Below are 19,182 nucleotides of genomic sequence, written 5' to 3' on the forward strand. Positions count from 1 at the left end.
GCCAGGCGCGTGGCGTCGGCGGAGCCATGGTGCTTCGCCGACGCCACCATGCCTGACTGACGTTCGCGTATCGGCCTGGTCACTCCCGATCAGGAGCATTCCATGCGATTCATCTTTGCGACTCTGCTCGCGATACTCCCGGCCGCTGCGCTTGCCGAGCCCCTCAGCTTCGACGAGGCTCTTGCCCGCGCAGCGAACAGCGCGCCCCTGCTCGAAGCGCGGGAGCAGCAAATTCGTGCCCGGCAGTCAGCCGCAATCGCGGCCGGGCAGTTGCCCGATCCCAAGCTCGGGATCGGCCTCGACAACTTCCCGATATCCGGTCCGCCCGCTTTCAGTCTCACGCGCGAGAACATGACGATGGAGCGCGTGGGGATCGAGCAGGACGTGCCAAACCTTGCCAAGCGGCACGCCCAGCAAAACCGGGCGGAAGCGGATATTACGGCAGCCCGGGCAAGAAGCCAGGCTGACCTTCGCAGGATCAGGGTCGCCACCGCCCTTGCCTGGATCGATGCCTACTACGCGCAAAAGCGCCTGGAGGCGATGGATGTAGTGCTGGAGCGCCTGCGCCGCCTGCCCGGCGCCGCTGTCTCGGCGGTGGCTGCGGGAACGGGTCGGCCAGCACAGAGCCTCAATATCCGCCAGTCGATTGCCGAGCTGTTCGAAGACCGCCGCAGCATGCTCGTCGCCGAAGCCGGCAAGGCGCGCGCCGAACTGGCGCGGTGGACGGGCGATCCCGACCCGCAACCCTCCGGCCCGTTGCCGCATTTCGCGGTGTCGCGCGAAGCGTTGAGGGCGGCTCTTGCGCGTCATCCGGAGCTCGAGCTGGCTTCCGCCAGTGTCGGTCAAGCTTTGGCGGACGTGGATGCCGCCCGTGCGGAGAAGCGTCCTGACTGGGGGTTCAACGTTGCTTTTCAACGCCGTGATCCGCAATTCGGCAGCATGGTCTCGGTCGGCGCCACCATGACGCTGCCGCTCTTTCCCGGCCGCCGGCAGAACCCGCGAATCGAAGCGGCCCGCGCCGATGCGGTGGCGGCCGGCGCCGAGAAGGAGGATATTCGCCGGACGCTGGAGGCGCAGCTCGAAACCGCGCTGGCCGAACATGCGATGCACCACGATCAATGGATGCGCGCCCGCGACACACTGCTGCCTCTCGCACAGCGGGAAGCCCAACTTGAAACGGCAAGCTATGCCGCCGGACGAGCCGCATTGCTCGACGTGATCGAGGCTGAAGCCGGACTGGCCCGGACCGAACTCGATATGCTGGACCGCGAAGCCGCCGTTGCCCGGCACGAGGCGCTGCTCGCGCTGACCTATGGAGACAACCAATGAAGCTCGACCTTTCGCCCAGGGCGCGGCTCGGCGCTGCGGCAACAGCCATCGCGCTTGTTGCGGCCGCTGCAGGCTACGGCGTGGCCTCCCTTGACCGCAGCAGCGCAAGCATATCCGGAGCGACCGAGGACGATCGTGAAGTGCTCTACTGGTACGACCCGATGTACCCCAACCAGCATTTCGACAAGCCGGGCAAATCGCCCTTCATGGACATGGAGCTGGTCCCCAAATATGCCGGTGAGGCAGGCGATGCGGCAGGCGTGCGCATCGACCCCGCGCTCGTCCAGAGCCTGGGGTTGCGCACCGCCGAGGCGCATCGCGGAACGCTGGGCAGCGGCCTGACCGTCACCGGCACGATCGGTTACAACCAACGTGACATCGCCATCGTCCAGCCGCGTGCGAGCGGCTTTGTCCAGCGTACCTATAACCGCGCGCCCGACGACGTGATCGGCGCGGGCGCACCGCTCGTCGATCTCCTCATTCCCGATTGGGGCGGCGCGCAGGAAGAATATCTCGCCGTGCGCCGCACGGGCGACCAGGCGCTCGCCAGCGCCGCGCGGCAGCGGCTGGTCTTGCTGGGCATGCCGCCGTCCACCATCGCAGCGGTCGAACGGAGTGGAAGGCCCCGCACCGTCATCACCATTGCCTCACCCATTGCCGGCACGATCAAGTCCCTGGGTGTGCGTCCCGGCATGAGCGTGATGGCCGGCCAGACGCTTGCCGAGATCAATGGGCTTGGCACGGTCTGGCTTGACGCCGCCGTGCCCGAAGCGATGGCGGCGCAGGCACGGCCCGGCAGACCCGTTACGGCGATCCTGACGGCCTTCCCCGGCGAGACATTCCCGGGGCAGGTGCGCGCGATCCTCCCGCAGGCGGAGACCGAAAGCCGGACTATCACCGCGCGCATCGAGCTTGCCAATCGTGGAGGACGGTTGCGGCCGGGCATGTTCGCGACCGTGAACTTCGCAGGCGCGCCGCGTTCGGCGCTGCTTGTTCCGTCCGAGGCGGTCATCCGCACCGGGAAGCGTGCGCTGGTGATGCTGGCGCTGGACAAGGGCCGCTATCAGCCAGCCGAAGTAAAGACCGGCCTGGAGGCGGACGGCCAGACGGAAATCCTCGCCGGGCTTTCCGAGGGCGAGAAGGTCATTACTTCAGGGCAGTTCCTCATCGATTCCGAGGCCAGCCTGTCGGGAATGGACGTGCGGCCGATCGGTGGTGCGGCGCCGCTCCAGGCAGCCAGGCCGAAGACCTATACGGCAAGTGGACTGATCGAGAAGATCGGGTCCGACAGCATTACACTGAACCACGGACCCGTCGCCGCCCTGAACTGGCCGTCCATGACCATGCGCTTCCGGCTTGCCGATCCCGCGAAGGCACGCGGGTTCAAGGCGGGCGACCGGGTGGGCTTCACTTTCGACCAGCCGCCCGAAGGCCCAACGGTGCGCTCCATGACGCGGGAGACGGGTCAATGATCGCCCGGCTCATCCATTGGTCGGTCCAGAACCGCTTCTTCGTAGTTCTGGGCGCACTGGTGCTCGTCTTCGCCGGGCTCTGGGCGGTGCGAACCACACCCATCGACGCGCTGCCGGACCTGTCGGACACGCAGGTCATCATCCGGACGAACTATCCGGGACAGGCGCCGCGGATCGTCGAGGACCAGGTCACCTATCCGCTCGCCACCACCATGCTCTCGGTGCCAGGCGCGAGGACGGTTCGAGGCTACAGCTTCTTTGGTGACAGCTTCGTCTATGTCATCTTCGAGGATGGCACCGATCTCTACTGGGCGCGCTCGCGCGTGCTCGAATATCTCAATCAGGTGCAGGGCGGGCTGCCGGAGACGGCCAAAAGCGCCATCGGACCCGATGCGACCGGCGTTGGCTGGATCTATGAATATGCGCTGGTCGATCGGACGGGACGCAATGATCTGTCCCAGCTCCGCTCCCTGCAGGACTGGTTCCTTCGCTATGAACTGAAAACCATTCCCGGCATCGCCGAGGTCGCCAGCGTCGGCGGCATGGTGAAGCAGTATCAGGTGGTGCTCGATCCGGTGAAGCTGGCCGGCTACGGTATCACGCATAGCCAGGCGGTGGAGGCGATCCGGCGGGCGAACCAGGAGACGGGCGGCTCGGTCATCGAACTGGCCGAGGCCGAATATATGGTCCGCGCCTCGGGCTATCTGCAATCGCTCAACGACTTCCGCACCATCCCGCTGCGTACGGCTGCCGGCGGCGTGCCCGTGACGCTGGGCGATGTCGCCACCATCCAGCTCGGCCCTGAAATTCGGCGCGGTATCGCCGAGCTCGATGGCGAGGGAGAAGTGGCCGGCGGCATCGTCGTGCTGCGCCAGGGCGCGGACGCGCGCAGCGCGATTTCCGCCGTGGAGGCGAAACTTAACGACCTGAAAAAGAGTCTGCCACCAGGCGTCGAGATCGTCACCACCTATGACCGCTCGCAGCTCATCGACCATGCCATCGAGAATCTGACACACAAGCTCGCCGAGGAGTTCGTCGTAGTTGCGCTGGTCTGCGCATTGTTCCTCTGGCACGTCCGTTCGGCGCTGGTCGCGATCGTGACCTTGCCCTTGGGCGTGCTCGCCGCCTTCATCGTGATGCGCTTCCAGGGCGTTAACGCCAATATCATGTCGCTGGGCGGCATCGCCATCGCAATCGGCGCGATGGTCGATGCCGCGATCGTGATGATCGAGAACGCGCACAAGAAGATCGAGCGCTGGGAGGCCGATCATCCGGACGAACATCTTGATGGAACGAAGCGCTGGATCGTCATTACCGAAGCCGCGATGGAGGTTGGCCCGGCGCTGTTCTTCTCACTCCTGATCATCACCCTGTCCTTCGTGCCGATATTCACGCTCCAAGCGCAGGAGGGGCGGCTGTTTTCGCCGCTCGCCTTCACCAAGACCTATGCGATGGCCGCCGCCGCGATACTGTCGGCGACGCTCGTGCCGGTGCTGATGGGCTGGTTGATCCGAGGGAAAATCCCGTCCGAACAGGCCAACCCGGTCAACCGCGTTCTGACACGCGCCTATCGCCCGGCGATCGACTGGGTTCTGAAACGGCCCAAGGCAACGCTCATCATCGCCGCGCTGGTGCTCGCGACCACGGCCTGGCCGCTGTCACGTCTCGGCGGAGAATTTCTGCCGGCGATGAACGAAGGCGATTTGCTCTACATGCCGTCGGCACTGCCGGGCCTGTCCGCCGCCAAGGCGTCCGCGCTGCTCCAGCAGACCGACCGGATGATCAAGAGCGTGCCCGAAGTGGAAAGCGTGTTCGGCAAGGCGGGGCGCGCCGAGAGCGCGACCGATCCCGCACCGCTCGAAATGTTCGAGACCACTATCCGCTTCAAACCGCGCGAGGAGTGGCGGCCGGGGATGACACCCGAAAAGCTGATCGACGAGTTGGACCGTGTGGTGAAGGTGCCCGGCCTTGCCAATATCTGGATTCCTCCGATCCGCAACCGCATCGATATGCTCGCGACCGGCATCAAGAGCCCGATCGGGGTCAAGGTCTCAGGCCCCGATCTTGCCGAGCTAGATCGGATCGCCCACGACGTAGAAACGGTAGCCAAAAAGACGCCCGGCGTCAGTTCCGCCCTTGCCGAGCGACTGACCGGGGGGCGCTATGTCGATGTAACCATCGACCGCGCCTCTGCGGCTCGTTTCTCCCTCAATATCGCCGATGTGCAGGAGATCGTCTCGGGCGCGATCGGCGGCGAAAATATCGGCCAGACGGTCGAAGGGCTGGCGCGCTATCCGATCAACGTCCGCTATCCCCGCGAAATCCGGGACAGCCTCGGGGAACTGCGGGCATTGCCCATCCTCACGCCTTCGGGTCAGCAGATCACGCTCGGCACCGTGGCTGAGCTCAAGATAAGCGATGGGCCACCCATGCTGAAGACCGAGAACGGCCGGCTCTCGACCTGGGTCTATGTCGATGTGCGCGGACGTGACCTCGCCTCGGTTGTCGATGATCTCAGGGCTGCGGTGGCGAAGGATGTCAAACTCACGCCCGGCGTCTCGATCGCCTGGTCGGGCCAGTTCGAATATCTGGAACGCGCAACCGAGCGGCTGAAAATCGTCATACCCGCCACGCTGGCGATCATCTTCGTGCTGCTGTTCATGACCTTCGGTCGGCTCGATGAGGCTGCGCTCATCATGGGCACGCTGCCGTTCGCGCTCACCGGCGGCTTCTGGCTCCTCTACCTGCTTGGATACCATCAGTCGGTTGCGACGGGAGTGGGGTTCATCGCATTGGCAGGCGTCGCCGCCGAATTCGGCGTCGTCATGCTGATCTATCTCAAGAGCGCTCTGGAGGATCACGGTGAAAATCCGACGGCGGAGCAGGTTGCAACAGCGGTGCGCGAGGGCGCGCTCCTGCGTGTACGTCCCAAGGCGATGACGGTCGCCGTGATCATCGCCGGCCTGCTGCCGATCTTCATCGGTTCGGGCGCGGGCTCGGAAGTGATGAGCCGGATCGCCGCGCCAATGGTGGGCGGCATGCTGACCGCCCCGCTGCTTTCCATGTTCGTCATCCCCGCCGCCTATCTGCTGATGCGGCAGCGAAATGCCAAACCCAACCCTCAACCCGATCAACACTGAAGGAGAAAACGATGAAACCTCTCACACTCGCGGCAATGCTTGGCCTTGCGGCGCTGCTCGCCGCCTGCGGTCAGAAAGCCGAAACCGACGACGCGGCAGCCAATACAACTGCCGAAGCGACCGGCAAAATGGACGCCATGGCCAGTAATATGTCAGGCGACATGGGGAATATGGAGATGCCCATGGCAGGCTCCGCGAAGATGGCCAAAGGGGCCGGGACGGTGACGGCGGTCGACAAGTCCGCGGGGACGATCACGCTTGACCATGGCCCCATTGCGGAAGCCGACTGGCCCGCGATGACAATGGCATTCAAGGCGAAACCCGAACTGCTCGACAGCGTGAAGGTCGGCGACAAGGTTGCCTTCGACCTCGCGCTTAACGGCAACGCCGGTGAGGTGACGGCCATTCAGAAACAATAGACAGCCGACGGAGGCTTCGGCAAGTCTGGAACAGGTGACGTCCGCCAATCCATGAGCGACGGCGAGGGCACCTCGGCACCTCGCCGTCGCATCACGCCATCAGCAGACGTCGGTCCCGTCGACCCAAACGCGGACCGGTGCTTGCAACGGCGCGCGCGGACCATATTGCGGCCGCGAGCGCCACACATAGCGCCCGGTCTCGCCTTTATAGGTCGGATCGCAATTGGGGCCGCCGGTGCCCTTCAGTTCATCTCCAGGCTTTATACAGACCGGCGCGCGCAGCGGCGCACGCGGGCCATACTGGGGTTGCGATTGCCATTGGCAGCGGCTGGCTTCGGGCTTTGGTGCATCCGATTGCGCCGACGCCGGGGCCGAACCGGCCATGAACAACGCGACCACTGCGGCTGAAGCGCAGGTTATCAAGATTTTCATTGATCCTCTCCTTGGACTGGATTTGCCATGGGCGAGCCAACCTGAGGGGCGCCAGCAGCGTTTTACGCTGCTGGCCAAAGGAGCTCGCCCGGCGAACAATCAGACCGCGGAGGTTGGAGGATGGAGTTCAGGCGTGGCCGACTGACCCTCCATTGACGGCATTAAAGGCCATCCCAAGGAACCCATGTCAGCCAACGCTGCTGTAACAACGGCCTGTCCAGCATCAAGCGTCAGCAGCATGGCGCATCCCATGCCGGCGATACAGGCAAGCGTCATCCGATCGCAAGGAACCGAATTATCGCCTCTGCCCTGCATCATGCCGACGCAGTCCATCGGCATATTTGCCGGAGCCGCTGTCTCGATAGCCGTCGTGGCGGGGCTTGCAGCAATCGCCATCGTCTGGCCGAAGAGCCCAAGCAAGGCGGCTATGACCAGCACGAATTGAAGTGCTCGTCTCATGTGAACATTGTCTGCCTCTCGCCGACTTGCGTCAAGCTCGGATCATCCACCTTCTTCGGCGGATGAAAGGATTCGCACCGCATTACGAGGTGTTTGGGGGTCAGCTCACTCTCCTCGTGGGCAAGGCTCGATCCTGTTCGTGCAACGATCAGGCAGATCAAGAATTATGCACATATAAGCGAGGCTCCGCGTTTCCTGTTGTCGTCACGCTTCAAGCGCAGGCAGCGCATAGGAATCGAATCTCCCGCGAATGGCACCCGCCTGGTTATCGCCGCTGGGTGTCTCACGGCGCATAACAGGACTCAGGCACAAAGGAGAGAAACGATGCCTGCCAACTGCATGGAGATGATGAGCGGTGGTGGCGGACTGATGATGATCGGGATGGGGCTCATATGGCTTCTGGTCATTGTCGTGCTTGTGCTCGCGGCTGCGGCTCTTGTGAAATATCTGCGATCGGGACCGCGCTAGGCTCAAGTCGTCGGCCCGGAAAGCGATCGGAGAAGAATGACGCCAATCGCCCAGCCATAGGCGCCGATGGTCGGGATGACCGTCGTCACGATGCCGAACGCCCTTGCACCCGCTCCCTGCCGATATCCTCGCAAAAAGGTGATCCGTCCAATCGCGAACAGGAAGACGGCACCGGGGATCAACGCTAACGGTGGGCCGCTGATCAAGGTTGCAAGCGCCAGATGAGCGCCGACGGCGGCCACCGCCTGCTCGAGCGTGTTCTGAAGGAAGGCCACCTGGACGGCGATCGCTGGGCTGGGCGGCGCAAAGGCCGATCCCGGATTATCGATGGCAGAATGAAAGCGTCCCCTGGACACCATTCTGACTCCGATGACGATCCAGACGAGAACGAAGAGGTCTGCCTGAAGCGCGAACGCGATGCGTTCGGCAAGACCGGTCGGAAAAGCGAACAGGCGCGGTAACAGGAGGTAGCTTCCGGCAAGCACAAGCGCGCAAAAGACAATTGCCGCCGCGGCCCGCTGGATGATCTTGCGCTGCTCGGCAGCCAGTTCCATCCTGTCCATCCTATTTCAGACCTCAACAGGCAGTTCTGCGCCGGCAATCGCCTCTATCACTCGGCAGTCTGCGGCGCGGCCTCCTTCGCAGGAAATAGCGACATCGGCGAGTGCATCTCGAAGCGTCTCAAGCCGAGCGATCCGCATTTCGATGTCCCGGAGGTGGCGGCGTGCAATTGCTGCCGCTTCGGCACAGTCGCGTTCCGGCTCGTCGGCGAGCGCAAGGAGCGAGCGGATCTCCTCGACCGAGAAGCCAAGCCCCCGGCTATGTCGGATGAAAGCAAGGCGGCGCACATCCGCAGCGCCGTAGGTGCGCCGTCCCGAGGCGGTGCGCAGGGCGCGGGGGAGGAGACCAATATCCTCGTAGAAGCGGATCGTGTTGACTTTGGTTCCGGTCTGCCGCGCCAGATCACCGATCGCCAGCCGCTTGGTCATGCCTCTTGATCCTCCAGTTACTGGAGGTTGTATAGCCTATCCATGTCCAGACCCGAAAGAACAGTCTCAGCCGATGAGCGCTTCACGCCCGCCCTTGGGCGAGCCGGACTGACCGGCGCCTATGATTTGGCGATCAGGCTGCTGACGCGCGAGCGGCTGTGGCGAACCGCGCTCCTTGAGCAGTTGGCGCCGCGCAACGGCGAAACCATCCTCGATGTCGGTTGCGGCACGGGCAGCTTTGCGCTCCTGATGAAAGATCGGGCGCCAGGTGCTCGGATCATAGGGCTCGATCCTGATCCGGACGTTCTTCATCGCGCCGAAGCCAAAGCGAGAAAGGCAGACGTGGAGATCGAGTGGCGACAAGGTTTTGCAAGTGATGCCGCCACCTTGGGCGTGCGCTTCGACAAGACGGTCTCCAGCCTTGTCTTTCACCAGGTGCCGATCGCAGGAAAGCGAAGCGGTGTTGCAGCGATGGCCGCAGCCCTGAAACCCGGCGGAGAGCTACATATCGCCGATTACGCGGCGCAAACATCGCCATTGATGCGATCGCTGTTCCGGCTGACCGTGCAGCGCCTCGATGGCATGACCGACACCCAGCCCAATGCGGATGGCGCGATCGAGGCCATTCTGGCCGATCTGGTGGGCGCGCCGGTGGCCCCCCGGCGGGTGATCCCGACACTCACCGGCGCGATCAGCCTGTTCCACTTCAAGGTTCCCGAAAGCATATAACGCGAACCATTTGCAGAAATGCTTGCTTCTACAGTTACTGGAGGTTGTAGAAGCAGCACATGGCAGATTCGGATGAAGCAGGCGGCTGCGGCTGCACTGGAGATAGCGCGCGGGCGGAAAAGGACCCAGCCTACAGGCGTGCGCTTTGGATTGTCGTGCTGCTCAATCTCGGCTTCGGCGCATGCGAGATCGTCGGCGGGTTTATCGCCGACAGCCAGGCGCTCAAGGCCGACTCGCTCGATTTCATCGGTGACGGAACGATCACGCTGGCAGGGCTCATCGCCCTTGGCTGGACCACTGTGGCGCGTGCGCGGATCGCCCTTGTCCAGGGCGTATTCCTGCTGACGCTGGGGCTGGGCGTGATCGGTGTTGCGTTCTGGCGCGCACTGACCGCCGTCGCGCCCGAGGCCGATCTGATGGGAGGTCTGGGCCTCGCAGCGCTCATCGTGAATGTGACCTCGGCATTGGTCCTCTCTCGGTTTCGCGAAGGCGATGCCAACGTACGCGCGGTCTGGCTGTTCAGCCGCAACGATGCGCTGGCCAATGTTGCGGTGATCGTGGCTGCGGGACTCGTCGCGTGGACGGACAGCGCCTGGCCCGACCTCGCGGTCGCCTCGGTGATCGCGGTCCTCTTCCTCCACTCCGCCTATGAAATCCTCCGCGGCGCGCGTGGCGAGCTGCGCGAACTGGCGCAGACGGCTTGATCTTTGGAGTTTATTGCGTGGTCTTGCTTTTCCGCCTTCGCCTGCTCACCCTTCTCCTCGCTGCCCTGGGCGGCATCATGCTCCATCCGGCGGCTGCGCGAGCACAAGGCGGCGAGGTTCAGACCGTTTGGCGGCTTCTCGACTATGTGGCCGTCGACTATGCCGGAGCCGTGTCGGGCGGCCGCGTCACGAGTACGACCGAATATGCCGAGATGACCGAATTCTCGGCGACGATCCGGACCGGCATCGCGGCCCTCCCTTCGAATCCCGGACGCGCCAGGCTGATCGCCGAGGCGCAAGGGCTTGAGGCCGCCATCGCTTCAAAGGCCGCGCCGGAAGCGGTGGCGCAGAAGGCGCGAGCCTTGGCTAGCGATTTGCTGGCCGCCTATCCGGTGCCGCTTGCGCCCGCCAAGGCGCCCGATCCGGCGCGCGGCGCGGCGCTCTACGCCGAGAATTGCGCGAGCTGCCACGGCGCCAAGGGCGATGGTCACGGCCCGCAGACGATTGGAATGGATCCGCCGCCGATCGCCTTCACTGACGCAGAGCGTGCGCGCAAGCGCAGCCTGTTCGCGCTTTATCAGGTGATCGACCAAGGCCTCGACGGCACGGCGATGCAGAGCTTTGCGCATCTGCCATCGGAAGACCGTTGGGCGCTTTCGGCCTATGTCGGCGGTTTTGCGTTCAAGGATACCGTTGCGGGCGAACGCATCTGGAAGACCGATCCGGCCCTGCGCCAGCGCTTTCCCGATCTCCAGGCCTTCACCAGCATGACGCCGGAGGCGCTCGGCCGCGCGATCGGGCAGGACAAGGCGGATGCCGTCATCGCCTATCTGCGTGCGAACCCGCAGGCGCTGCGCCCGCCGACGCCCGCATCGCTCGCGGTCGCGCGCGAAAAGCTTGCCCAGAGCCTTGCCGCCTATCGCGCGGGCGACAGACGCGGCGCTGAACAGCTTGCGCTCTCCGCATATCTCGACGGATTCGAACCGCTTGAGCCGGTCCTCACTGCCCGAGACGCGACGCTGATGGCGCGCATCGAGGGCGCGATGGGGGAATTCCGAACCGCGATCGGGCGCGGTGAGCCGGCCGACGTCCTCGCCAGCAAATCCGCCGTGATCGAGGGTCTGTTCACAGACGCAGAGACCGTGTTGTCTCCGGATGCGGCGAGCGACGCCTCAACCTTCATTGGTGCGCTCACCATTCTGCTGCGCGAGGGGCTCGAAGCGCTGCTGATCGTCGTTGCGATGATCGCCTTCCTGCGCAAGGCCGACCGCCCCGAGGTGCTATCCTATGTCCATGGCGGCTGGATCGCTGCGCTTATCGCGGGTGGCGCGACCTGGGCGGTTGCGACCTATGCGATCTCGATCAGCGGCGCGAGCCGCGAACTCACCGAAGGGTTCGGCTCGCTCTTCGCGGCGGTGGTGCTGGTCTCTGTGGGCATCTGGATGCACGGCAAGTCGCACGCCGAAAGCTGGCAGCGCTATATCCGCGAGGCGCTCGGCAAGGCATTGTCGCGCCGCTCGGCCTGGTTCCTGTTCGGCCTCGCCTTTCTCGTCGTTTATCGCGAGGCGTTCGAGACGATCTTGTTCTTCGCAGCATTGGCAGCACAAGGGCGCGGGAGCGTCATCGCGGCAGGCGCGGCAACCGCGGTCGCGGTGCTCGCGGTGGTTGCTTGGGCGATGCTGCGTTACAGCCGCTCACTGCCGATCGGGAAATTCTTCGCCTACAGCTCGGTGCTCATCGCCATCCTTGCGGTGGTGCTCGCCGGCAAGGGCACGGCCGCGCTTCAGGAGGCCGGGCTCATCGACATCACGCCGGTCGCGCATGTGCCGAGGCTCTCGATGCTGGGTATCTTCCCGTCATTGCAGCCGCTGCTTCTCCAGTTCCTCGCGCTTGCGATTTTGTGGCTCGGGTTCTGGTACAACGGACGCAAGCACGCTGCCGCTAGTGCCGCTGCCGAATAGGCGCTCTCATTTCCAGCTCGCGCACGCGGCGCTCAGTTGCTGTTTTGCGGGAGCCGCATCTGGTGGTCGGCATCCCGGGGGTAAGCGTTCAGAAGTTCCAGTCCCTTCCGGTCAATCTGTTTGCTCGATTCCGCCATTCCTTGGAGATAATCGACGAGGGGAGAAAGACTGATGTTGACGCCATTTGCCTATGCGGCGGCTGCATTGGCCGAAATCGCCGGATGCTTCGCTTTCTGGGCGTGGCTGAGACTTGACCGATCGCCTCTCTGGATAGCCCCGGGGATGGTGTCGCTCGCGCTGTTCGCATGGCTGTTGACGCTGATCGATAGCGATGCGGCGGGGCGCGCCTATGCCGCATATGGAGGCGTTTACATCAGCGCTTCCCTGCTATGGCTCTGGGCGGTCGAGGGCGTGCGTCCCGACCGTTGGGATGTATGGGGAGCGTTGATCTGTCTGGTTGGCGCGGGCGTGATCCTGTTGGGGCCGCGTACAGCTTGAACGCTGGTTTATTCATCGGATCGGCCGGAAACCGATGAGGCAAGGCGAGCAACTCAAGCACGCTATCGACATCAAGTACAATATATGATTGGCAATCCGCCACTCTGGAAGAGAGAGATCGTTCTGAGATTTCTTAATCAACTTTACGGGTATAGATTCAGTCAAACGAAAATAACGAAACAAGATGGTCAGCCTCGACACATGATGTCACACCATATCATGAAGATAGGCGAACACTGTTTGCCAAGTGATTTTGGGCAGATGTGGAATTACCCTCTTTCTTTCCAGCTCATAAGAGGCTAGACGCGCAGGCGATGAAGGGCTGGCTTTCCATCATTCTCGGTCTTTTCCTCGCCCTCGGTGTGACGGCGGGGACAATGGCGCACGCAACTGAGCTGGGCGTGGGCACCAGCGCTGTTGCATCTATCGGCGGTTGCGAGAACTTCTCGAAAAAGAATGACGACGGCCAGTCCGACCCTTCCAAGGCGTCGGCCAATTTTCACGGCTGCCATTGTCACCATGTCGGAATTCCGGTCGGGGCGAAGCCCGAACCCGCGCCCGTGATTTCGGTCAAGGCTGTGCCGACACGAAACGGCACAAGCCTCTCTCCACCGACCCGTTCTGACACCTTTCGACCTCCGATAGCCTGACAGCTGAAGCTTCGCCCGGCCGAGCCTGGGCCCGCGCCTTCGGTTTGTCAGGAGTTCTTCGTACATGCATGTTCTGTTTGCGTCCGCCATGGTTGCGGCGCTTGTGGCCACATCAGCCTCGCCCGCTGCAGCGCAGGTGGCGGATCCGGCGGTTGCCGGTCCCCCAGCACCAGCCATCCCGCCCGAGGTCCGCACTGGGCCGTTACCCGCAGTCCTGACACTTGCCCGCGCGATCGAGGAAGCTGAAGTAAGATCTCCGGCCCTTGTCGCAGCCCGGGCCGACGTCGAAGCCGCGCGCGGCCGTCTGCGACAGGCGCGTTTCCGCTTCAATCCAGTCCTGGACGTCGAAGTCGAGAATTTCGCGGGCACCGGACCCTATTCGGGCTTCAATGGCACCGAGACCACCGTTTCGGTCAACCAGAGGCTCGACCTCGGCGGTAGGCGAAAGGCGAGGATGACGCTTGCCGAGGCCGAATTCGCCGCCCAGGAATATCGCTTCGCGATCGCTCGCGCCGATCTCGGCCGGCAGGTCCGCAATCTCTTCGCGCTTGGCGTAGCCGCGCGCGACAATCTGGCGCTTGCTAGGGAAAATGAAGACCGGGCGCGTGAACTATCGCGCGTCGCACGCGAGCTGGTCGATGCAGGAAAGGAACCCCCGCTGCGGGGCCTGCGCGCCGAGGCAGCACTTGCACAGGCAACGGCAGCGCTGCGTGCCGCCGAAGCCGATGAGGCGGCCGCCCGCCGTTCGCTTGCTGCGCTCCTTGGGGTCGATGTTCCTCCTACAGAGCTCGCCGGCAGCGACATGCTGGCCCCGCCAGCCACTGTCGATGCAATGGCGACGCTCGATGTACGCCTTGCCGAAGCGGAACGGGTCATTGCCGATGCCGAGCTGCGCCAGGCCCGCGCGGAGGGTCGGCTCGATCCGTCTGTCGGTGTTGGCGTGCGCCAATTGCGCGAAACCGGCGACCGCGCTTTGATCGCCAGCCTTTCGGTGCCGCTTCCCGTCTTTGATCGCAATCAGGGCAATGTCGCCGCCGCGCGATCGGGTGTGCAGGGAGCGGAGGCGCGCCGCAACAGCGTGCTCGCCAACACCCAGGCTGAAATCGCCAACGCACGCGCGGCCCTGGACGCGGCCGAGGCGCGGGTCGCCGCTCTCGAAGGAAGCGGCATCGGTCAAGCGCGCGAAGCCCTGCGTCTTGCGCAGCTGTCCTACCGGGCCGGCAAATCCTCGCTGATCGAATTGCTCGACGCGCAGCAGGCTTATGCCTCGACCCAGGGCGAACTCATAGCGGCGCGTCGCGCCCGGGCGGAAGCCCAGGCTACCCTGGCGCGTCAGGCTGCGGCGGCTGATGCTGTGGACATAGGCCAATGACGGCGTTTGTCTCGGAGATTCGCACCCCCCTGTCATCACCGACAGCCTGCGCCATCCCGCACTCCTCAACCACTGCGTCACGGCTCGCAGCGAAGCGCAACCTGTCGCGGCCAGCTCACATGATATTCGGAGATGTTGAATGATCACACAGGACAAACGCCTCCTCGGCGGTGTGGCTGGCGCCGTGCTGCTCGCAGCAGTCGGCGGCTTTTCGGTCGCCCGCTGCACCGCAGATCCGGCTGCCGACACCCAAAGTGGCGAAAAGGCGGAAGAAGACGCCGAAGCTCACGCCGACAGCCTGCCTATGACTGCCGATGCGATCCGCGCTGCCGAAATCGCCGTAGAAGCGGTGCGCGCTGGCGGACTTGGATCGGAAATTATTGCCCAGGCCACCGTTGCCGCAGCACCGAATGGTGAGGCCATCGTCACCGCGCGCGCCGGCGGCGCTGTTACTCGTGTGTACAAACGGCTGGGTGATCCAGTTCGTGCCGGAGAGGCGCTGGCCATTGTCCAAAGCCGAGATGCCGCTCAGATCGCGGCGGACAAGGCAGCGGCCGAAGCACGCGCGGTGCTCGCCCAGCGCAATCTCGCTCGGGAGCGGCAACTCTATGAACAGAAGGTGTCGGCCCGCGTCGATTATGAACAGGCGCAGGCGGAGGCTGGGGTTGCAGCAGCAGAAGCTCGGCGTGCCCAGGTCGCGGCCAGGGCCGCGAATGTCACGGGCGATGGCAGCGGTGCGATTGTCGCCAGCCCGGTTTCCGGACGGGTAACTGCCGAAAATGTAAGTCTTGGCGCATTCGTCCAACCGGAAACCGAGCTGTTCCGCGTCGCCGATCCGTCGAAAGTGCAAATCGAGGCTGCGGTTGGGCCGACCGATGCGGAGCGTCTCGCTCCCGGTGATCGGGCTATCGTCGAGTTGCCCGACGGCCGCACGATCGAGGCCAGGGTTCGCGCGATCACGCCGGGGCTCGCAGGCGAAACGCGTTCGGCCACAGCCGTGCTCGACGTTCCCGGAAGCCTCCAACCAGGGCTTCCGGTACGTGTCCGTTTGCTGCCGAGCCGTGGCGAAGTGTCGGACGCGATCGTCATATCCGAAGATGCGCTTCAAACCCTGGAAGGACGAGACGTGGTCTTCGTGCGCACCAAACAGGGTTTTCGCTTACGCAACGTCACGGTGGGTCGGCGCAGCGCCGGTCGCGTCGAGATCGTCTCGGGTCTGAAACCGGGCGAGATGATCGCAACCAGAAACGCATTCCTGCTCAAGGCCGAGCTCGGCAAGGGCGCGGGCGAGGAGCACTAATTCATGATCGCACGACTTATTGCGCTCTCCGTCCGCGCCCGCTGGATGGTCCTGTTCCTCTTCCTGGCGGTAGCAGCGCTCGGTACATGGCAGCTGTTCAAGCTACCGATCGACGCAGTGCCGGACATCACCAGCAACCAGGTGCAGATAAATACGGTCGATCCGCGTCTGTCCCCGGAAGAAATCGAAAAGCTCGTCACCTACCCGGTCGAAATCTCTCTGGCCGGCATCCCCGGACTTGAAACGACCAGATCCATCTCGCGCAACGGGTTCAGTCAGGTAACGGCAATCTTCTCCGAATCTACCGATTTGTATTTCGCACGGCAACAGGTGGGGGAGCGGCTGACCCAGGTTACCGAGAACCTGCCCGATGGCGTGCAGCCGCAGATCGGGCCGGTGACAACCGGTCTTGGCGAGATAGTCATGTATACCGTCGGCTACACCAATCCCGACGGCAAGGGCGCAAAGAAAATGGCTGGAAAGGCGGGCTGGCAGCCCGACGGCAGCTATCTTACGCCTGAGGGCGAGTTGCTCACCGATGAGGTTGCCAAAGCCGGATATTTGCGGACCGTCCAAGACTGGATCATCGGCCCGCAGCTGAAGGCCGTGCGCGGTGTGGCAGGGGTCGACTCGATCGGCGGCTATGCCAAGACGTTCGTGGTGGAGCCCGATCCGACCAAACTGACTAGTTACGGAATTTCCTACAGCGAACTCGGCGAAGCACTGGAAGATGCCAACCTTGCGGTAGGCGCCAATTTTTTCAACCGCGGCGGTGAAGCCTATCTCGTGCGTGTCGATGCGCGGGTGCGCTCCGGCGATGAAATCAGGAACGCGGTCGTGGCAACGCGCGGCGGTGTTCCGATCACGGTTGGCCAGATCGCCGACGTCAAGGTCGGCGGTGATTTGCGGACCGGCGCTGGCAGTCTGAACGGCAAGGAAGCGGTGATTGGCACCGTGCTCATGCTGATTGATCAGAACAGCCGGATTGTGGCGGAATCTGTAACAGAGAAAATTGATCAGGTTTCGAAGACGCTGCCCCCCGGTGTCGATGTAAACATCGTCCTAAACCGCGCCGAACTGGTCGGTGCGACCGTAGGAACAGTCGAAACCAATCTGACCGAGGGCGCGTTGCTGGTCGCTGCTGCGCTCTTCTTGCTCCTAGGCAACTGGCGCGCCGCGATCATCGCAGCCCTGGTAATTCCGTTCTCCTTCCTGATGATGGCAACCGGGATGAACACGTTTGGGGTGCCGGGCAACCTCATGAGCTTGGGGGCGCTCGATTTCGGCCTGATCGTGGATGGTGCCGTCATCATCATCGAGAACTGTCTCGCGCGATTGGCCCATCGCCAGGAACATGAAGGGAGACTGTTGACCCTTAATGAACGGCTCGAAGAAACGATGCATGCGTCGCAGGAGATGATCAAACCGACAGTCTTCGGTCAGGCGATTATTCTCCTCTCCTTCGCACCGCTGCTGATGTTCACCGGCGTGGAGGGCAAGACCTTCTCGCCCATGGCAATCACGATCATGCTGGCGCTATTCTCCGCGTTCATCCTTTCACTCACGCTGGTGCCCGCACTGGTGGCATTGCTCATTCGCGGGCGAGTTGCCGAGAAGGAAGTATGGCTGATCCGCAAGAGCAAGGACCGTTACTTGCCGCTGCTCGACAAGGCGCTGGCCCGGCCGATGCCGTTCATCGCCGGGGGCTTGGCATTCTTTCTGGTGGCGTTCCCGGTCTTTGGACTGCTCGGTTCGGAATTCATTCCTCAACTTGACGAGAAGAACCTGGCCGTTGCCTCGACACGCGTACCGTCGGTGAGCATCGATCAATCTCTGGCGATGCAGCGCAAGGTCGAGGCGGCTGTAGCAGAGCTGCCTGAGGTGGAATTGATGTTCTCCAAGACCGGTACGGCAGAGGTCGCTACCGATCCGATGCCGGTGAATGTCTCTGATGGGTTCGTCATTCTCAAGCCGGAAGACGAGTGGCCTGCGGGAGTGGATAGCAAGGCCGACGTGGTTGAACGCATCGAGAAGGCCGTGAGTGGCCAACTCGGGCAGGTCTACGAAGTCAGCCAGCCGATCGAACTGCGCTTCAATGAGCTGATCTCAGGCGTCCGCGGTGACGTGGCGATCAAGCTCTATGGCGACGATCTCGACAAGATGTCGCAGACCGCCAACGAAATGGTCGAGGTGCTTCAGGCCATTCCGGGTGCGGCCAGCGTGAAGGCGGATCAGGTCGGGGGTGCGCCTTTGCTTGATGTGGAGCTGGATCGTGCGATGATTGCCCGCTATGGACTCACCGTCAAAGAGGTGGCGGACACCGTCGCAACGGCTCTTGGCGGGCGGGAGTCGGGGTTGCTGTATGAAGGCGACCGCCGCTACGACATCGCGGTCCGCGTGCCCGACGCAACGCGGGTAAACCTTGACGATATTCGTGCGCTTCCTGTGCTCTTGCCCGAAGAGCCCGGGGAAATCCGGCAACAGATCCCGCTCTCGCTAGTAGCGAATATCCAGTTGACTGAAGGGCTTAACGAGATACGGCGCGAAAACGGAAAACGACGCGTCGTTGTCCAGTTGAATCTCGAGGATCGCGACGCAGGCTCGTTCGTCGAGGAGGCGCAGGCCAAAATTGCACAAGTAGAACTGCCTGCCGGCTACTATCTGGAATGGGGCGGACAGTTCGAGAATTTGCAAGCGGCGACGGCACGACTGTCGATCGTGGTGCCGCTAGCCTTTGTTGCCATCTTCGTCCTGCTTTTCATGGCCCTTGGATCGGCAGGCCGGGCGATTGCGGTCTTCCTGACCTTGCCGCTGGGGTTGGCCGGCGGGATTTTCACCCTCGCCCTGACCGGTATCAACTTTTCCGTCTCGGCAGCGGTCGGGCTTATCGTGCTGGCCGGTGTTTCGGTTCTGAACGGTCTGGTCGTGATGACGGCCATTCGTGAACGTCAGGAGCATGGGCTGCCTCTGGTTGAGGCAATCCGGGAAGGCATGGCCGAGAAGATGCGTGCAGTCATCATGACCGGCTTTGTTCCGGCGATTGGCTTCATTCCGATGGCAATCGCCACCGGGACGGGGGCCGAAGTCCAGAAGCCGCTCGCGGTCACGGTTATCGGCGGGTTGATTGCTGCAACCGTTCTCACCCTGTTGGTGCTGCCGTCGATTGCGAAGGTTGTGCTCGGAGCAATCGAAAACCGTCGGCGCAAGCGGGACGAGAATGCCTCGCCGATTGCGCCAGAACCGGCGTGAAGGAGAAGATC

Annotated in this window: 17 protein-coding genes; 13 read left to right on the plus strand and 4 right to left on the minus strand. The window is 63.3% G+C overall.

Annotated features, from left to right (window positions below; genetic code table 11):
* Positions 1–102: 102 nt before the first annotated feature.
* Genes CHB69_RS12105 through CHB69_RS12120 form a run of 4 tightly spaced genes read left to right on the plus strand, consistent with a single transcriptional unit; the run spans position 103 to position 6,360 of the window.
* Positions 103–1,329, plus strand: a complete 1,227-nt coding sequence (locus tag CHB69_RS12105; RefSeq protein WP_089216254.1) for a TolC family protein — start codon at positions 103–105, stop codon at positions 1,327–1,329.
* On the plus strand, positions 1,326–2,801 hold the full coding sequence (locus tag CHB69_RS12110) for an efflux RND transporter periplasmic adaptor subunit (protein ID WP_089216255.1): 1,476 nt from the start codon (positions 1,326–1,328) through the stop codon (positions 2,799–2,801). Before CHB69_RS12105 ends, CHB69_RS12110 begins: the two co-directional genes overlap by 4 nt.
* The gene (locus tag CHB69_RS12115; protein ID WP_089216256.1) at positions 2,798–5,941 is read left to right on the plus strand and encodes an efflux RND transporter permease subunit; all 3,144 of its coding nucleotides are present in this window, start codon (positions 2,798–2,800) and stop codon (positions 5,939–5,941) included. The genes CHB69_RS12110 and CHB69_RS12115 overlap by 4 nt, the downstream gene beginning before the upstream one ends.
* Positions 5,942–5,952: 11 nt before the next feature.
* Positions 5,953–6,360, plus strand: a complete 408-nt coding sequence (locus CHB69_RS12120) for a copper-binding protein (RefSeq protein WP_170935541.1) — start codon at positions 5,953–5,955, stop codon at positions 6,358–6,360.
* 99 nt (positions 6,361–6,459) lie between these two features.
* On the opposite strand, the gene CHB69_RS12125 is transcribed toward CHB69_RS12120, so the two are convergent.
* Both CHB69_RS12125 and CHB69_RS12130 read right to left on the minus strand, forming a co-directional pair.
* On the minus strand, positions 6,460–6,792 hold the full coding sequence (locus CHB69_RS12125) for a hypothetical protein (RefSeq protein ID WP_141133978.1): 333 nt from the start codon (positions 6,790–6,792) through the stop codon (positions 6,460–6,462).
* Positions 6,793–6,891: 99 nt separating this feature from the next.
* Complete coding sequence (locus CHB69_RS12130) at positions 6,892–7,251, minus strand: hypothetical protein (RefSeq protein WP_089216259.1); 360 nt, start codon at positions 7,249–7,251, stop codon at positions 6,892–6,894.
* Between the two features lie 324 nt (positions 7,252–7,575).
* Here CHB69_RS12130 and CHB69_RS20150 point away from each other — a divergent pair, with 324 nt between their 5' ends.
* Positions 7,576–7,719: a hypothetical protein gene (locus CHB69_RS20150; RefSeq protein ID WP_170935528.1), complete on the plus strand. Its 144-nt coding sequence runs from the start codon at positions 7,576–7,578 to the stop codon at positions 7,717–7,719.
* Positions 7,720–7,721: 2 nt separating this feature from the next.
* On the opposite strand, the gene CHB69_RS12135 is transcribed toward CHB69_RS20150, so the two are convergent.
* Together CHB69_RS12135 and CHB69_RS12140 are read right to left on the minus strand one after the other, a co-directional pair.
* Positions 7,722–8,273, minus strand: a complete 552-nt coding sequence (locus CHB69_RS12135; protein WP_089216326.1) for an MAPEG family protein — start codon at positions 8,271–8,273, stop codon at positions 7,722–7,724.
* A 15-nt stretch (positions 8,274–8,288) separates the two neighbouring features.
* On the minus strand, positions 8,289–8,708 hold the full coding sequence (locus CHB69_RS12140; RefSeq protein ID WP_089216260.1) for a MerR family transcriptional regulator: 420 nt from the start codon (positions 8,706–8,708) through the stop codon (positions 8,289–8,291).
* Positions 8,709–8,750: 42 nt separating this feature from the next.
* Between CHB69_RS12140 and CHB69_RS12145 the strand changes: the two genes are divergently transcribed.
* The 8 genes from CHB69_RS12145 (at position 8,751) to CHB69_RS12175 (ending at position 19,171) form a co-directional block, all read left to right on the plus strand.
* Positions 8,751–9,437, plus strand: a complete 687-nt coding sequence (locus CHB69_RS12145; protein ID WP_089216261.1) for a class I SAM-dependent methyltransferase — start codon at positions 8,751–8,753, stop codon at positions 9,435–9,437.
* A gap of 59 nt (positions 9,438–9,496) precedes the next feature.
* The gene (locus CHB69_RS12150; RefSeq protein ID WP_089216262.1) at positions 9,497–10,141 is read left to right on the plus strand and encodes a cation efflux transmembrane domain-containing protein; all 645 of its coding nucleotides are present in this window, start codon (positions 9,497–9,499) and stop codon (positions 10,139–10,141) included.
* Between the two features lie 77 nt (positions 10,142–10,218).
* Positions 10,219–12,102, plus strand: coding sequence for a cytochrome c/FTR1 family iron permease (locus tag CHB69_RS12155; protein WP_245836750.1), 1,884 nt, complete (start codon positions 10,219–10,221; stop codon positions 12,100–12,102).
* A 171-nt stretch (positions 12,103–12,273) separates the two neighbouring features.
* The gene (locus CHB69_RS12160) at positions 12,274–12,600 is read left to right on the plus strand and encodes a YnfA family protein (RefSeq protein WP_089216263.1); all 327 of its coding nucleotides are present in this window, start codon (positions 12,274–12,276) and stop codon (positions 12,598–12,600) included.
* Between the two features lie 314 nt (positions 12,601–12,914).
* Complete coding sequence (locus CHB69_RS19750; protein WP_141133979.1) at positions 12,915–13,250, plus strand: hypothetical protein; 336 nt, start codon at positions 12,915–12,917, stop codon at positions 13,248–13,250.
* Between the two features lie 64 nt (positions 13,251–13,314).
* The gene (locus tag CHB69_RS12165; protein WP_089216264.1) at positions 13,315–14,622 is read left to right on the plus strand and encodes a TolC family protein; all 1,308 of its coding nucleotides are present in this window, start codon (positions 13,315–13,317) and stop codon (positions 14,620–14,622) included.
* 139 nt (positions 14,623–14,761) lie between these two features.
* The gene (locus CHB69_RS12170) at positions 14,762–15,922 is read left to right on the plus strand and encodes an efflux RND transporter periplasmic adaptor subunit (RefSeq protein WP_089216265.1); all 1,161 of its coding nucleotides are present in this window, start codon (positions 14,762–14,764) and stop codon (positions 15,920–15,922) included.
* A 3-nt stretch (positions 15,923–15,925) separates the two neighbouring features.
* Entirely contained in the window at positions 15,926–19,171 is a 3,246-nt protein-coding gene (locus tag CHB69_RS12175) for an efflux RND transporter permease subunit (protein WP_141133980.1), read from the plus strand.
* Positions 19,172–19,182 lie beyond the last annotated feature (11 nt).

This window comes from Sphingopyxis indica, from assembly GCF_900188185.1.
GTDB lineage: Bacteria > Pseudomonadota > Alphaproteobacteria > Sphingomonadales > Sphingomonadaceae > Sphingopyxis > Sphingopyxis indica.